Source organism: Streptomyces sp. NPDC058470 (assembly GCF_042721055.1).
Lineage (GTDB): Bacteria > Actinomycetota > Actinomycetes > Streptomycetales > Streptomycetaceae > Streptomyces.
On the sequence record NZ_JBHXMF010000046.1, the window covers coordinates 48,173 to 62,852 of the forward strand.

Sequence of the window (14,680 nt, forward strand, 5' to 3'; positions counted from 1 at the left end):
CGTATCCCTGAGTGACGAGCTGAATGCCCCGCCGTAGGCCCCGCTAGATCACGAGTGACAGAAGCAGGACGAGGCCGCCCGCAACCACCGAGATGATCGTCTCCATGACCGACCACGTCTTGATGGTCTGGCCGACGTTCAGCCCGAAGTACTCCTTGACCAGCCAGAATCCCGCGTCGTTGACATGGCTGAAGAAGAGCGAGCCCGCGCCGATCGCCAGCACCAGGAGGGAGACGTGCGCGGTGGACATGTCGGCCGCGAGGGGCGCGACGAGGCCGGCCGCCGAGATGGTGGCGACGGTCGCCGAACCGGTCGCGAGCCGGATCGCCACGGCGATCAGCCAGGCCAGCAACAGCGCGGGGATCGACCAGTCCTTGGAGATGTCCAGGATCATCTGGCCGACACCGGAGTCGATCAGCGTCTGCTTGAAGCCGCCGCCCGCGCCGACGATCAGCAGGATGCCCGCGATCGGGGCGAGGGACTTCTCGACGGTCGTCGACAGCCGTTCCTTGGTGAAGCCGGCCGCGCGGCCCAGCGTGAACATGCCGACGATCACGGCCGCGAGCAGCGCGATCAACGGCGAGCCGATGACGTCGAAGACCCGCTGCACCCTGTGCGTGGGGTCGTCCACGACGATGTCCACCAGAGCCTTGGCCAGCATCAGCACCACCGGGAGCAGCATGGTGGCGATGGTGGCGCCGAAGCCGGGGCGCTTCTCCAGGTCCTCCGAGGCGCGGGCGGGGATCATGCGGTCGGGAGCCGGGACGTCCACCCAGCGGGCGGCGTACTTCGAGAAGACCGGACCCGCGATGATCACCGTGGGGATGGCGACCAGGATGCCGAGAGCCAGGGTGAGGCCGAGGTTGGCGCCCACCGCGTCGATCGCGACCAACGGGCCGGGGTGCGGCGGGATCAGACCGTGCATCACGGACAGGCCTGCCAGCGCCGGGATGCCGATGCGCATCAGGGAGTAATTGCCGCGCTTGGCGACCATCAGCACGACCGGGATCAGCAGCACGATGCCGACCTCGAAGAACAGCGGCAGGCCGATCACCGAGGCGATCAGGACCATCGCCCACGGCATCGCACGGCCGCCGGCCTTGGTGAGGATCGTGTCGACGATCTGGTCGGCGCCGCCGGAGTCGGCGAGCAGCTTGCCGAGGATCGCGCCGAGGGCGATCAGGACGCCTACGCCGGCGACGGTGGTGCCGAGTCCGGTCGTGAAGCTGACGATGGCCTTGTCGAGCGGTGCTCCGGCGAACGCGCCGAGCGCGAGCGAGCCGATGGTCAGGGCCAGGAAGGCGTGCAGCTTGAACTGGGTGATGAGCAGGACGATGACGGCGATGCCCGCCAGCACGGCGATGCCCAGCTGAGCATGGCCCGCCGAGGTGATCGGCTCGACGGTGTCCGCTGCCAGCGACTCGACGCTGAGTCTGGTCACGGTGGTTCCCTTACGTGAGAAAGGTAGAAAAAAGAGGGGTCAGAGGGAGGGCTGAGGCAGGGCGCGGAGCGCGGCCACGGCCCGCTCGGTGATCTCCCCGGGGCCATCGGAGACATCCACGGCGACGCCCGCCTCGTCCGCCTGGAGCGGCTGGAGGGTGGCGAACTGGGAGTCGAGGAGCGCCGCCGGCATGAAATGGCCCTGGCGCTGCGACATCCGGTCCTCGATGAGCGCACGGTCTCCGGTGAGGTGCACGAACACCACCTCCGGGGCGGCCGCCCGCAGCCGGTCCCGGTAGCCGCGCTTCAGCGCCGAACTGCTGACCACCCCGCCGAGCCCCGCCCGCTCCTGAGCCCAGCGCCCGATGGCGTCGAGCCACGGCCACCGGTCCTCGTCGGTCAGCGGGGTCCCGGCCGTCATCCTGGCGATGTTGGCCGGCGGGTGGAAGTCGTCGCCCTCGGCGTACGGAACGCCGAGCCGGGCCGCAAGCAGGGGACCGATGGTGGTCTTCCCGGTGCCTGCCACGCCCATGACCACGACGACATGGGGGGTACGCGTCAGCTCCATCGTGCTCTCGCTGTCCTCATCGTCTTCGTCGATACCTGAGACATCTGAACCTGAGACATCTGAACCTGAGACATCTGAACCTGAGGAGAACCTGAGGCATCCGATGCCGACGACACTGAAACCCATTAGGTACGACAAATTCAAGGGTCTGTGACATATAAGTCTGACTTTTTGTTCCGAGCGCCGGGCTCGTACGCTGGCCCCATGAGCACACGGGGCCGGGGCCTGCACGAACACGTACTGGGAACCCTCGGGCCGGCGATCACCGCGGGCGAGTACCCGCCCGGGAGCGTCCTGCGCACGGACGAACTCGCACAGCGCTTCGAGGTCTCGCGTTCCGTGATGCGCGAGGCGGTGCGCGTCCTGGAGTCCATGCACCTGGTCGAGTCCCGCCGCCGCGTCGGCGTGACGGTCCTCCCCAAGGTCGAGTGGAACGTGTACGACCCTCAGGTCATCCGCTGGCGGCTGGCCGGCTCCGACCGCCCCCACCAGCTGCGTTCGCTCACCGTCCTGCGCTCCGCCGTCGAACCGATCGCCGCCGGCCTCGCCGCCAGGCACGCCACCGCCGCACAGTGCGCCGAGCTCACCGAGTGCGCCCTTGGCATGGTCGCCAACTCACGCGGCCACCGGCTGGAGGGCTATCTCGTCCACGACGTCGCCTTCCACCGGGTGATCCTCAACGCCTCGGGCAACGAGATGTTCGCCCGGCTCGGCGACGTCGTCGCCGAGGTCCTGACGGGCCGCACCCACCACGAAGTCATGTTCGAGGACCCCGACCCCTCGGCCGTCACCCTGCACGTGCGGGTCGCCGAGGCCGTCCGCGAGGGCGACGCCGCCCGCGCCGAGGCGCTCACCCGCGAGATCACGGTCGGCGCGCTCCAGGAGCTGGACGTACTCGCGCCCTAACCACCCTCGACTACCCGACGAAGTCGCCGTCCACGTACACCCACGCACCCTCGACCCGTTCGAAACGGCTGCGCTCATGCAGCGAGCCGCCTCGGTAGGAGGCCCGGAAGGTCACGGTCCCCACCGAGTGGAAAGCGGACCCGTCACCCGTCTCCAGGATCTCAAGCCCGGTCCACCGCATCCCGGGATCGAAGTCGACGGAAGAGGGCCGTGTGCGCGGGTGCCAGGTCCGCAGCAGATACTTCTCGTCCCGCCGTACGAAGGCGGTGTACCGCGACCGCATCAGCGCCTCGGCGCTCGGCGCGGCCGCGGCACCGGAGTGATAGCGCCCGCAGCACCCCTCGTACGCCTGGGGCAGCCCGCACGGGCAGGAACGACTGGGCGTGGCTGTCATGGCTGTCATGGCTGCGCGAAACTCTCTGCGTCTACGCCGAGTCGGCGTTGGTCGGCGGATACGTGGGCCGTGCCGGAAGCCGGGACTCCGGTGCGGGCAACGGAGGGAGCGCCGTCTTGTACAGCCACGCCGCGAACAGGTCGTCCAGGGGTTCGGCCGCGAAGCGGGTGACATGCGCGGTGAAGAGGGCCGTCGTGACGGCGCCGCCCCGGTGCTGGGTGGCCCAGCCGCGCAGCATCCGGAAGAAGGTGTCGTCGCCCAGCGCGCAGCGCAGTGCGTGCAGGACGAGCCCACCGCGCTCGTAGAGCCGGTCGTCGAACATCAGCTTGCGCCCCGGGTCGGACAGACACAGATCCTGCGGAAGCGAGGACAGCTTCCGGTGCGCGGCGGCGGCGAGTTGATGCGCCCCGCGGCCCCCGGAGCGCTCCGACCACAGCCACTCCGCGTACTTGGCGAACCCCTCGTTCAGCCAGATGTGCCGCCAGTCCGCGATGGACACGCTGTTGCCGAACCACTGGTGCGCCAGCTCGTGCGCGACCAGCCGCTCCGAACCCCGCTTCCCGTCCACGTGGTTGGCGCCGAACAGCGACAACCCCTGTGCCTCGACGGGGACATCGAGCTCCTCCTCCGTCACCACCACGGCGTACTCGCCGAACGGATACAGCCCGAAGAGGGTCTCGAACAGCTCCATCATCGCCGGCTGCCGCGCGAAGTCCCGGGAGAACTCGGGGAGCAGGTCCGCGGGCAGATGACCGGTCTGCGGCACGCCGCCGAGGCCGGGGTCGCCGAGCAGCACCGTCTGGTACTTCCCGATCGACAGGCCGACCAGATAGCTGGACGTCGGCGCCGACTGCTCGTAGACCCAGGTGGTCGTCGAAGCCCTCGTCGTACGGGTCAACAGTCGGCCGCCGGCCACCACGGAGTACGAGGACGGCGTGGTGACCGAGATCTGGTACGAGGCCTTGTCGGCCGGGCGGTCGTTGCACGGGTACCAGGAGGGTGAGCCGATCGGCTGGCTCGCCACCAGCGCCCCGTCCTCCAGCTCCTCCCAACCGATGCCGCCCCAGGGGCTGTTCACCGGCTTGGGATTGCCGGCCCAGTGCACCTCGACGGTGAAGGCCGCGCCGGCCCGGACGGGCTTCGGGGGACGGATGCGCAGTCTGCCGCCGCGGTGCGTGTAGTGCGCCGCCTTGCCGTCGACCCGGACCCGGCCGATCCGGAAGTCGGCCAGGTTCAGCTGGAACTCGGTGAGCGGGGAGCGGCCCGCTATGGCGTTGAGCCGCGCGGTGCCGGAGAGCCGGTTCGGGCCGGGGCGGTAGTCCAGCGCGAGTTCGTACCGGTGCACCCGGTAGCGGGGATCACCGTTGGCCGGGAAGTACGGGTCCGATCCCACTGTCTGCTGAACGCTCACTGCTGCGTCTGCTCCCTGCCCTGTGCTCGTACGACATGCCGGTACACCGCCCTTCGTATCCGATCCGGCCATCTCTTCTATGAACGCCATGACTCAATCGGGTTGCCCAGCCAGCGGGTGTCGTCGGGTACGGACTCCGCCGCCATCACCAGCGACGCGGGACCCAGTGTGGAACGGGCCCCGACAGTGCTGCCGGGCAGGACGATTCCGCCCGGGCCCAGGGTGGCGCCCTCACGGAGGACAACAGTATCCGTCCGCAAGATCCGGTCGTGGAAGAGGTGAGTCTGCAGGACGCAGCCCCGATTCACCGTGGAGGCGTCGCCGAGCGTCACCAGGTCCGTCTCGGGCAGCCAGTAGCTCTCCACCCAGGCGCCCTTGCCGATCCGGGCACCGAGCCCGCGCAGCCACGCCGTCATCAGCGGCGTACCCGGCACGGAACCGGCCAGCCACGGCACGGCCACCACCTCGACGAAGGTGTCCGCCAGCTCGTTGCGCCACACGAAGCTGCTCCACAGCGGGTGCTCGCCCGCCCGGTGCCGCCCCACCAGCACCCACTTGGCCACGATGGACAGCACGCAGGCGAGCACACCCACGCCGAGCAGGACCACCCCGGCGAACGCCCAGGCCCAGGCGCCCAGCGCGCTCAGCGCGGCCACGGTCAGCACGGCGAGGGCCGCCGAGCAGAACACCGGCACGATCCGGCACAGCTCCACCAGACCGCGCGCCCACAGCAGATGCGCGGGCGGGTCGTACGTACGGCTCTGATCGCCGCCCTGCGCGGCACGCGGCAGCTTCATCGGCGGCAGCCCCAGATAGGAGCTGCCCTTCTTCGCCTTCTTCGGCGTCGCCGACAGCACCCCGACCAGTCCGCCGTCCGGCACGCTGCGGCCCGGCGCGGTCATCCCGGAGTTGCCGAGGAACGCCCGGCGCCCGATCTCGGCCCGCCCGATCTTCATCCAGCCACCACCGAGCTCATACGGCGCGGTGAGCGTGTCGTCGGCGAGGAAGGCGCCCTCACCGACGGTGGTGAGACTCGGCAGCGCCAGCACGGTGGACACCTCGGCGCCCCGCCCGATCTTCATGCCGAGCAGCCGCAGCCACACGGGCGTGATCAGTCCGGCGTACAGCGGGAACAGCGTGTCCCGCGAGCGGTCCATCAGCTGCGTGACCGTCCAGGCCTGCCAGCCGATCCGGCTGTGCGTCGGATACGTGCCCGCGCGCATCCCCAGACTGAGCAGCCGTACGGCGATCAGGAGCAGCAGCGCGTACGCGAGTCCGAAGGCGAGTGTCGCCGGTACCAGGGCCACCGCGGCGCCGCGCAGCGCCTCGCCGAGCCCGGCGTCCGCGCTCACGAACACATCGGCCACGAGAAGCGCGGCAAGGCCCGCGACCAGCGGCAGTGCGGTCAGCGCGAAGCCGGTCGCGCCGTACATCACGCGCCAGTACGTGCCACGCGCCGGCCGCTCCTTGGGCCAGGCCCGCTTCGCCCTGCCGAGCTTGACGGCGGGTGCTCCGGCCCAGCGCTGCCCGGTCGGCACGTGCCCCGCCACGGCGGAACCGGGGGCCACCTCGGCCCGCTTGCCCACCCGCGCACCGGGGAAGAGCAGGCTGCGCGTGCCGACCACGGCGTGCGCGCCCACCTTGACCGGGCCGATCTCCAGCCGGTCACCGTCCAGCCAGTGCCCCGACAGGTCCACCTCGGACTCGACGGCGGCACCCCGCCCCAGCTTGAGCATCCCGGTCACCGGCGGCAGCGAGTGCAGATCCACGTCGGGGCCGATCCTGGCGCCCAGGGCACGCGCGTACCGCTCCAGCCAGGACCCGGTCAGCGAGGTCGCGCCACTGAACTCGACCAGCCGCTCGGCCGTCCACAGCCGCAGATGCACACTGCCACCGCGCGGATGACGGCCCGCCTTCACACCCCGCAGCAGCAGCCGCGCACCGCCCGCGGCGATCGCGAGCCGCCCCGGCGGGCTGAAGAGGACAAGGGCCCCGGCGCCGACGAGCCACCACGACGCGGTCGGTGCCCACGGGTACGGCCCGAACCAGCGAGTTACGTTCCCGAGCGCGGCCAGCGCCACCGTCCAGCGCAGGCCCATCAGGGTGAACAGCGGGATCAGCAGGAGGAGTTGGGCCGCCTTGGTCCGCAGCGGCACGGGCGCGATGACCCGCTCGGCGCCGTCGCCCTGCGCGGACTCCTCCAGGTGGCGGGCCAGCTTGCGCAGGGTGGGCTGCTGGTAGATGTCGAGGACGGCGGCGCTGGCGTAGCGGGTGCGCAGTCTCGTGGTGAGCTGGGCGGCGGCGAGGCTGCCGCCGCCGATCGCGAAGAAGTCGTCGGACGCGGTGGCGACCGGGATGCCTAGGACCTCGCTCCACTGCTCGGCGAGCCAGGCCTCGGTGCCGTACAGCTGCTCCTTCGCGCCGCCGGTCGCCAGGTTCTCCAGCGGCCAGGGCAGCGCGTTGCGGTCGACCTTGCCGGACGTCCGGGTCGGCAGGTCGTCCACCGGTGCGAGCAGCGGGACCAGGGCGGCGGGCAGCTCGGCGCGCAGCTTCTCGACGGCCGCGGCCCGGTCCCAGCCGTCCTGGGTGACCACATAGCCGACGAGCAGCTGGTTGCCGCTGCGCGCGGTCCGTACGGCGGCCGCGGCGGCCGCGACTCCGGGCAGGGCCTGCAGAGCGGCGTCCACCTCACCGAGCTCGATCCGGCGTCCGCCGAGCTTGATCTGCTCGTCGGCCCGGCCGAGGAAGATCAGCCCTTCGGGCTCCGCCTTGACCAGGTCACCACTGCGATACGCCCGCTTCCAGCCGAGCGACTCCAGCGGCGCGTACTTCTCGGCGTCCTTCTCGGGGTCGAGGTAGCGGGCGAGTCCCACTCCGCCGATGACGAGCTGTCCGCTGTCGCCCATCGCCACCGGCTCCCCGGCCTCGTCGACGACGGCCAGCTCCCAGCCGTTCAGCGGCAGCCCGATCCGGATCGGCTCCTTACCGGTCATGAGAGAGGCGCAGGCCACGACGGTCGCCTCGGTGGGCCCGTACGTGTTCCACACCTCGCGCCCCTCGGTCACCAGCCGCTGGACCAGTTCGGGCGGGCAGGCCTCGCCGCCGAAGATCAGCAGTCGGACCTCGTTGAGGGCTTCCGGCTCCCAGAGCGAGGCCAGCGTCGGCACGGTCGAGACGACGGTGATCTCCTGCTCGACCAGCCAGGGCCCCAGGTCGGCGCCGCTGCGCACCTGGGAACGCGGTACGGGCACCAGACAGGCGCCGTACCGCCAGGCCAGCCACATCTCCTCGCAGGAGGCGTCGAAGGCGACGGAGAGGCCCGCCATCACCCGGTCGCCGGGCCCGATCGGGTCGTCGGTGAGGAAGAGGTCCGCCTCGGCGTCGACGAAGGCGGCGGCACTGCGGTGAGTGACGGCCACGCCCTTGGGCTTCCCGGTGGAGCCCGAGGTGAAGATGATCCAGGCATCGTGCTCGGTGCCGGGCCGTGCGGCGGGCGTTTCGCTCCTGCCGGTGACGGTCAGCTCGTGCCCCGCCCCGACGACCGCACGCACCTGAGCCTCCCCGAAGACCAGCTCGGCCCGCTCGTCCGGGTCCTCGGCGTCCACCGGCACATAGGCGGCACCGGCGGCCAGTACGGCGAGGATGGCGACGTACAGGTCATTGGTACCGGAGGGAACCCGGACGCCCACCCGGTCGCCCCGCCCGACACCTGCGTCCGCGAGCCCGCGCCGGAGGGTCTCCACCTCGACGGCCAGTGCGCGGTAGGTGAGGGAGCGCACGCCGTCGTCCAGGGCGGGCTCGTCGGGGTACGCCCTGACGGAGGCGTCGAGAATGTCCACAAGGGTGCGCGGGGAGGCGGCGGCGGAGGCGGAGAAGCGCGCCTGATCACCGAACTCCGCGCGCACCTCCTCGTCGAACAGAGCGAGCGCAGGGCCTTGCTCTAGGGCTGCCATCGGGTCCTCACGTGGTGTTCCCGGAGCGTCCGGGGCGCTGGTGGGCCCGCAGGTACGCCTGGGGATGTTCCGGTCCAGCTCCAAACAAGCGTGGAATTTTAGTACGACGCTAGTCGCGTCGCTGCACGTCAGCCAGGTGAGGAGGCGTCGGGAGGGCTCCGGAACCGCCGATTCCGGGTTGCCATCGCTGCCCTGACGTGGGGGTATGTCATCCTGACGAGATCTGCCCCACATCTTGCCGTAACACGCCGTACGGCAAGGGAATGGGCGCGTTTCCGCTCGGAGTTGGCGACGTCCGCTCCGCCGTCCCTCGCACGTCAAAGGGGTTCGAGGGGCCTCGCAGGGGAGTACGGTTGGGGTACCGAGCGCATCCCGCACGCCGTCATCCGTCACAGCGTCGCCCTCGGGGAACGGCAAGGCCGGAGGACGTCACGCCCCGGCGGAAATGGGCCGCCCCATGACTGCTCGCTCGCACTGTCGCGCCGAGTTCCGCATCCCGTCCCGCGCCCCGAGTTAGCGGACCTCCTGGTTCACAAGGTGCTCCGAACGACAACAACTCAATGACGAGGAAGCGTATGAGCCGCAAGAGTCCCACGAGCCTGCTGAGTCTGGGCGTACTCGCCTCATCCCGCAAGGAGAACGAGCTCCGACTGCCCTTGCACCCGGGCCACCTCGGCCGGATCGCCCCGGACGTACGAGAGAACATTTTCCTTGAACAGGGCTACGGCGAGCGGTTCGGCGTCGGTGACGACGCCCTGCGACCGCTCGTCGCCGGCCTGCGCTCCCGCGAGCAGCTCATCGCCGAGTGCGATGTCGTGATGCTGCCCAAACCGATGCACGACGATGTCGCCGAGCTGCGCCAGGGCCAGGTGCTGTGGGGATGGCCGCACTGTGTGCAGGACGACAAGATGACCCAGCTCGCCATCGACCGGAAGCTGACCCTCATCGCCTGGGAGGCCATGAACCACTGGACCTCCACGGGCGCCTTCAGCGTCCATGTGTTCCACAAGAACAACGAACTCGCCGGCTACTCCTCGGTGTTGCACGCTCTGCAGCTCGGCGGACTGACCGGCAGCTACGGGCGCCGCCTGCGCGCGGTGGTCATCAGCTTCGGCGCCACGGCGCGTGGAGCCGTCACGGGCCTGGGCGCCATGGGCGTCTCCGACGTCACCGTGCTCACCCAGCGCGCCGCGGCGGCGGTGGCCTCGCCGATGCCGTCGGTCGTGATGGGGCACTTCGAGGAGCAGGAGGACGATCCCTCGCGGCTACGGGCGATCACCGCGGCCGGGTCCGCGCCGCTGGCGGAGTACCTGGCCGGGTTCGACATCATCGTCAACTGTGTCCTGCAGGACACCGACGCCCCGCTGATGTTCGTCACCGACGAGGAGCTCGCCCTGTTCCGGCCGGGCACCTTCTTCATCGACGTCGCCTGCGACGACGGCATGGGCTTCGAATGGGCCCGCCCGACCACCTTCGGCGAGCCGATGCCCACGGTCGGACAGGGCTGCCACTACTACGGGGTGGACCACAGTCCGTCCCACCTGTGGAACTCGGCCACCTGGGAGATCAGCGAGGCGCTCCTGCCGTACCTCCGCAAGGTCATGAGCGGCCCCGCTGCATGGGAGGCCGACACCACGGTCAGAAAGGCCATCGAGATCCGCGACGGAGTCGTCCGGAACCCGAAGATCCTCTCCTTCCAGCACCGGACAGCCGCCTACCCGCACGTCCGCGAGGTCCCGGCCACGGCTCCGGCGCTCTCCAGCTGATGCCCGCGCGGAGTTGACGTACGACGGGGAAACACGAAGGGTGCCGACCAGAACTGGTCGGCACCCTTCGCGTGGAACAACTTGTGTCCGAGGGGGGACTTGAACCCCCACGCCCGTTAAAGGGCACTAGCACCTCAAGCTAGCGCGTCTGCCATTCCGCCACCCGGACAAGGTGTCTGTCGCACGGGGTTGCCCCCGCGGCGACAGAGAAAACATTACCAGGCCTCCGAGGGTGTCCGATCACGCCCCGTTCCCGCGTGAACGGCGTGTGACGGGCCGGGTCCGGCCTTGGTCGCGGCCGGGGTCGGAGAGAGGATGGAGGGGGACCACCAGCAGTGACAGTGGGAGGAAGCAGCGTGAGCGAGTCGAACACGGCCAGGGGCGTCTCTGGCGAGGACGAGGTCGTGGACCTCTGTCGCGAGCTGATCCGGATCGACACCAGCAACTACGGGGACCACTCCGGGCCGGGCGAGCGCAAGGCCGCCGAGTACGTCGCGGAGAAGCTCGCCGAGGTGGGACTCGAACCGCAGATCTTCGAGTCGCACCAGGGGCGCGCCTCCACCGTCGCCCGGATCGAGGGCGAGGACCCCTCGCGCCCCGCGCTGCTCATCCACGGTCACACCGACGTCGTACCGGCCAACGCCCAGGACTGGACGCACCACCCCTTCTCCGGCGAGATCGCGGACGGCTGTGTGTGGGGCCGGGGCGCCGTCGACATGAAGGACATGGACGCCATGACGCTGGCGGTCGTACGGGACCGGCTGCGCAGCGGGCGCAAGCCGCCCCGTGACATCGTCCTGGCCTTCCTCGCGGACGAGGAGGCGGGCGGTACGTGGGGTGCGCGGCACCTCGTCGACAAGCACCCGGACCTCTTCGAGGGCGTCACGGAGGCGATCGGTGAGGTCGGGGGGTTCTCCTTCACGGTCAACGAGAACCTGCGGCTGTATCTCATCGAGACCGCCCAGAAGGGCATGCACTGGATGAAGCTGACCGTGGACGGCACCGCCGGGCACGGTTCGATGATCCATCGCGACAACGCCATCACCGAGCTGTCCGAGGCCGTCGGGCGGCTCGGGCGGCACAAGTTCCCGGTCCGCGTGACCAAGACGCTGCGGCACTTCCTCGACGAACTCGGCGACGCACTCGGTACCGAGCTCGACCCGGAGAACATGGACGCGACGCTCGCCAAGCTCGGCGGCATCGCCAAACTCATCGGCGCCTCACTCCAGAACACCGCCAATCCGACCCAGCTGGGCGCGGGTTACAAGGTCAACGTGATTCCGGGGCAGGCGACCGCGCACATCGACGCGCGTTATCTGCCGGGCTACGAGGACGAATTCCTCGCCGACCTGGACCGGATTCTCGGCCCGAAGGTGAAGCGCGAGGACGTGCACGCCGACAAGGCGCTGGAGACCACCTTCGACGGCGCTCTCGTCGACGCCATGCAGACCGCGCTGTCCGCCGAGGACCCGATCGCGCGCGCCGTCCCGTACATGCTGTCGGCCGGCACCGACGCCAAGTCCTTCGCCGACCTCGGCGTCCGCTGCTTCGGCTTCGCGCCGCTGAAGCTGCCGCCGGAGCTGGACTTCGCGGGCATGTTCCACGGCGTCGACGAGCGGGTGCCGGTCGATGCGCTGAAGTTCGGTGTGCGCGTACTGGACCGCTTCATCGACGCCTCCTGAACGGGCCCGGTGATGTGGCGAATTGGCCCACTGAAACGAAACTTCACTATTCGCCAGCCTGTGCGGAATTGACTGAGAAGAGTGAATGAGACGATAAGCTCGTAGCCCCATTACTCCCTCCTCGTTACAGCTGATGCGATCCGAAGCTGGGATCGCATTTGCCAACAAGGAGGAATAATGATCAAGAAGATCGTCGCCGCTGCGGCTGCCACCGGTGGTCTGGTTCTCGCCGGTGCGGGCCTGGCCGTCGCCGACTCGGGTGCTCAGGGTGCCGCTGTCGGCTCCCCCGGCGTCGTCTCCGGCAACGTCATCCAGGTGCCGGTTCACGTCCCGGTGAACGTCTGCGGCAACACGATCTCGGTGATCGGGCTGCTGAACCCCGCCTTCGGCAACACCTGCATCAACAAGTGACGTTGTGCCTCATCCCATGAGGACCTGTCCCCACCGGGGGCTGTGCTCATGAGGATCTGACTCCATGAGGGTCTGAAGTCTGTCGGCTCCGGAGCGCGCGCCATGCGCTCCGGGGCCGACCGGCTTTCCGCGCGCGCGTCGGACGGGTGCGTGCGCGTTCCGGATGGTCCAAGCCAAGGGCGAAGGCAGGGATATAGCTATGCGACAGGTCACCCGCAAGGGCCTGATGACCGTGGCGGCGGCGAGTGGCGTACTCGCCGTCACCGGCGGCCACGCACATGCCGACTCGGGTGCGAACGGCGCCAGTTCGGACTCGCCCGGCGTGCTGTCGGGCAACACGGTGCAGGCGCCGGTGCACGCGCCGGTCAACGTCTGCGGCAACACCGTGAGCGTCGTCGGGCTGCTCAACCCGGCGATGGGCAACAAGTGCGCCAACCAGGGCGGTGGCCGCGGTTCGTCCGGGGGCGGCTACGGGGACGAGGGCTCCCACTCCGGCGGTGGCTCGGGGGCCGGCGGTCACGCGAGTGACTCACCGGGGGTCGGCTCGGGCAACCACGTACAGGTGCCGGTCGAGGTGCCGGTGAACATCTGCGGCAACAGCGCGAACGTGGTCGGCATCGGCAACCCCGTGACGGGCAACGAGTGCGGGAACGGGACGGGCGGCGGTCACTCCACCACCCCGCCCGGCGGTGCGCCCCAGACGCCGACCCCGGGCAAGCCGTGGCAGCCGGGGCACCCGGGCGAGCCCGGCACTCCTGGTACACCGGGCACGCCTGGTCACCCGGGCACCCCGGCGGGGCCGGCCGACTGGAGCGACCAGAACCTGGGCGGCTCCGCGGCGCATGCGGACCACCTGGGCGCGCGATCCGTCACCCAGCCGCAGGGGGTCGGACAGCTCGCCCACACCGGCGGTGACCTGCCGCTGGGCGCGATCGTCCCGGCGGGTGTCGGCGCACTGCTCGGCGGCGCCGTGCTGTACCGCAGGGCGCGCTCGGCGGCGTAACGGCACAAATATGAACACAACGCCACGAAGCTCTCCGTGGTGAGCGGAACAGAGCGGGCTCCGCGTCGGCGGGGCCCGCTCCGTTTCAGCCTCTTTCGCTCACCATGTCGCGCGCACCTGGCGGATGATCCGCCGACGCAACCGCACCTTGCGGCTGCCGTCGCGCAGCAGGCTCAGACGGTCCAACTCCCAATGTCCGTACTCCGCGTGGTCTGTCAGCAGGCGTGTGGCGTCCTTGCGGGAAACCCCGCGCGGTACGTACACGTCGACAAATTCGTATTCCGGCATCGCATCTATTGTGCGGGCAGAGGCCCTGTACGGATAGCGTCTGCACTATGTCTGATGCTGTGCAGCCCACCGCTGCCGAGGTACGCGCCGCCGCCGAGGCGATCAAGACCGCGCTCGACCGTCACCTGGCCGCGGTCGAGCGCAGGACGGGCGATGACGATCCGGCCGTCTACGAGGCGTTCAACGAGCTGGCTTCCGCAGCCGAGGAGTACGACGAGCTTCTCTACGAACGTTATGACGAGGTCACACCCTTTGAGATCCCCGGTTCGGAGGACACTCTTCCGCCGTACACGGGCCCGGAGGAGCCGAACGCGCTGAGCGTCCTGATCCGCCGGGACTACGCGGTGGTGGAGCCACAGAGACTGCTGGCGCAGGCCCAGCGGGTGGAGGCCGTCGAGGAGGACGGGGCCAGTGTCAGTGCGGCCTTCGACGCGGCGGCCGGCACGGTGCACGGGGCGCTCGGTGTTCTGTTCGGCGAGTTCGAACCGGACGAGATCGCCTCCCGGCACAAGGAGTTCGGTCTGGAGGAGGGCGACTCCACGCTCTGGGTGACAGCCGCCGACGAGGCCGCCGAGCCCGGCGAATGGCTTGAGGCCCCCTTCGATTCGATCGACCCGCAGCGTGTCGTCTGCCGTTTCGACGTCAGTGCCGTCTTCGACGACGACTCGGACGACGAGGACCTTGAGGACGATCTCGGCGCCGACGGGGATCTGGAGCCGCTGGACGCGGATCGCTGAGCTGTCGTACGAGGTGGCGGTGACCCGGCGCCCGGGACCGCCCCCGCAGTGGGGTCGGGGGACAGCCCCGCGCTGCCCGCACCCGCCCCCGAGCCCGGGGGCCGGCGGAAACGCCGGGCGG

The 14,680-nt window shown here is 70.0% G+C and carries 12 protein-coding genes and 1 tRNA gene; 6 read left to right on the forward strand and 7 right to left on the reverse strand.

The annotated features are described in order from the left end of the window. Positions 1–43 precede the first annotated feature (43 nt). Together ACFWP7_RS29760 and ACFWP7_RS29765 are read right to left on the reverse strand one after the other, a co-directional pair. Positions 44–1,441, reverse strand: coding sequence for a gluconate:H+ symporter (locus ACFWP7_RS29760; protein ID WP_384387382.1), 1,398 nt, complete (start codon positions 1,439–1,441; stop codon positions 44–46). 39 nt (positions 1,442–1,480) lie between these two features. Then, a complete protein-coding gene (locus ACFWP7_RS29765) occupies positions 1,481–2,008 on the reverse strand; it encodes a gluconokinase (protein WP_384387385.1) in 528 nt (175 codons plus the stop codon). A gap of 204 nt (positions 2,009–2,212) precedes the next feature. Here ACFWP7_RS29765 and ACFWP7_RS29770 point away from each other — a divergent pair, with 204 nt between their 5' ends. Then, positions 2,213–2,914, forward strand: a complete 702-nt coding sequence (locus ACFWP7_RS29770; protein ID WP_384387388.1) for a FadR/GntR family transcriptional regulator — start codon at positions 2,213–2,215, stop codon at positions 2,912–2,914. A gap of 10 nt (positions 2,915–2,924) precedes the next feature. On the opposite strand, the gene ACFWP7_RS29775 is transcribed toward ACFWP7_RS29770, so the two are convergent. The 3 genes from ACFWP7_RS29775 to ACFWP7_RS29785 all read right to left on the reverse strand — a co-directional run bounded on the left by ACFWP7_RS29775 (position 2,925) and on the right by ACFWP7_RS29785 (position 8,672). After that, a complete protein-coding gene (locus ACFWP7_RS29775; RefSeq protein ID WP_384387391.1) occupies positions 2,925–3,308 on the reverse strand; it encodes a YchJ family protein in 384 nt (127 codons plus the stop codon). 31 nt (positions 3,309–3,339) lie between these two features. Beyond that, entirely contained in the window at positions 3,340–4,719 is a 1,380-nt protein-coding gene (locus ACFWP7_RS29780) for a M1 family metallopeptidase (protein WP_384387394.1), read from the reverse strand. 77 nt (positions 4,720–4,796) lie between these two features. Beyond that, the gene (locus ACFWP7_RS29785; protein ID WP_384387397.1) at positions 4,797–8,672 is read right to left on the reverse strand and encodes a Pls/PosA family non-ribosomal peptide synthetase; all 3,876 of its coding nucleotides are present in this window, start codon (positions 8,670–8,672) and stop codon (positions 4,797–4,799) included. Between the two features lie 575 nt (positions 8,673–9,247). On the opposite strand from ACFWP7_RS29785, the gene ACFWP7_RS29790 reads away from it, so the two are divergent. Continuing rightward, on the forward strand, positions 9,248–10,438 hold the full coding sequence (locus ACFWP7_RS29790) for a N(5)-(carboxyethyl)ornithine synthase (RefSeq protein WP_384387400.1): 1,191 nt from the start codon (positions 9,248–9,250) through the stop codon (positions 10,436–10,438). A gap of 84 nt (positions 10,439–10,522) precedes the next feature. Here the strand turns inward: ACFWP7_RS29790 and ACFWP7_RS29795 are convergent. Then, positions 10,523–10,607: transfer RNA gene (locus ACFWP7_RS29795), tRNA-Leu, on the reverse strand. Positions 10,608–10,794: 187 nt separating this feature from the next. On the opposite strand from ACFWP7_RS29795, the gene ACFWP7_RS29800 reads away from it, so the two are divergent. The 3 genes from ACFWP7_RS29800 (at position 10,795) to ACFWP7_RS29810 (ending at position 13,534) form a co-directional block, all read left to right on the forward strand. Then, on the forward strand, positions 10,795–12,120 hold the full coding sequence (locus tag ACFWP7_RS29800; protein ID WP_384387402.1) for a M20/M25/M40 family metallo-hydrolase: 1,326 nt from the start codon (positions 10,795–10,797) through the stop codon (positions 12,118–12,120). A 177-nt stretch (positions 12,121–12,297) separates the two neighbouring features. Next, positions 12,298–12,531, forward strand: a complete 234-nt coding sequence (chpH, locus tag ACFWP7_RS29805) for a chaplin ChpH (protein ID WP_189699468.1) — start codon at positions 12,298–12,300, stop codon at positions 12,529–12,531. Between the two features lie 199 nt (positions 12,532–12,730). Next, a complete protein-coding gene (locus ACFWP7_RS29810; protein WP_384387404.1) occupies positions 12,731–13,534 on the forward strand; it encodes a chaplin in 804 nt (267 codons plus the stop codon). Between the two features lie 99 nt (positions 13,535–13,633). On the opposite strand, the gene ACFWP7_RS29815 is transcribed toward ACFWP7_RS29810, so the two are convergent. Then, positions 13,634–13,822 (reverse strand): DUF5703 family protein, encoded by a 189-nt coding sequence (locus ACFWP7_RS29815; RefSeq protein ID WP_030053310.1) that lies wholly within the window; start codon positions 13,820–13,822, stop codon positions 13,634–13,636. Positions 13,823–13,869: 47 nt separating this feature from the next. Here ACFWP7_RS29815 and ACFWP7_RS29820 point away from each other — a divergent pair, with 47 nt between their 5' ends. Continuing rightward, entirely contained in the window at positions 13,870–14,559 is a 690-nt protein-coding gene (locus tag ACFWP7_RS29820; RefSeq protein ID WP_365434819.1) for a hypothetical protein, read from the forward strand. The last annotated feature ends 121 nt before the right edge of the window (positions 14,560–14,680 follow it).

Bases quoted from the DNA above. Each gene is read 5' to 3' on its own strand.
- ACFWP7_RS29765 (WP_384387385.1), bottom strand. From the start codon at position 2,008: ATGGAGCTGACGCGTACCCCCCATGTCGTCGTGGTCATGGGCGTGGCA.
- ACFWP7_RS29770 (WP_384387388.1), top strand. From the start codon at position 2,213: ATGAGCACACGGGGCCGGGGCCTGCACGAACACGTACTGGGAACCCTC.
- ACFWP7_RS29775 (WP_384387391.1), bottom strand. From the start codon at position 3,308: ATGACAGCCACGCCCAGTCGTTCCTGCCCGTGCGGGCTGCCCCAGGCG.
- ACFWP7_RS29785 (WP_384387397.1), bottom strand. From the start codon at position 8,672: ATGGCAGCCCTAGAGCAAGGCCCTGCGCTCGCTCTGTTCGACGAGGAG.
- ACFWP7_RS29790 (WP_384387400.1), top strand. From the start codon at position 9,248: ATGAGCCGCAAGAGTCCCACGAGCCTGCTGAGTCTGGGCGTACTCGCC.
- chpH (WP_189699468.1), top strand. From the start codon at position 12,298: ATGATCAAGAAGATCGTCGCCGCTGCGGCTGCCACCGGTGGTCTGGTT.
- ACFWP7_RS29810 (WP_384387404.1), top strand. From the start codon at position 12,731: ATGCGACAGGTCACCCGCAAGGGCCTGATGACCGTGGCGGCGGCGAGT.
- ACFWP7_RS29815 (WP_030053310.1), bottom strand. From the start codon at position 13,822: ATGCCGGAATACGAATTTGTCGACGTGTACGTACCGCGCGGGGTTTCC.
- ACFWP7_RS29820 (WP_365434819.1), top strand. From the start codon at position 13,870: ATGTCTGATGCTGTGCAGCCCACCGCTGCCGAGGTACGCGCCGCCGCC.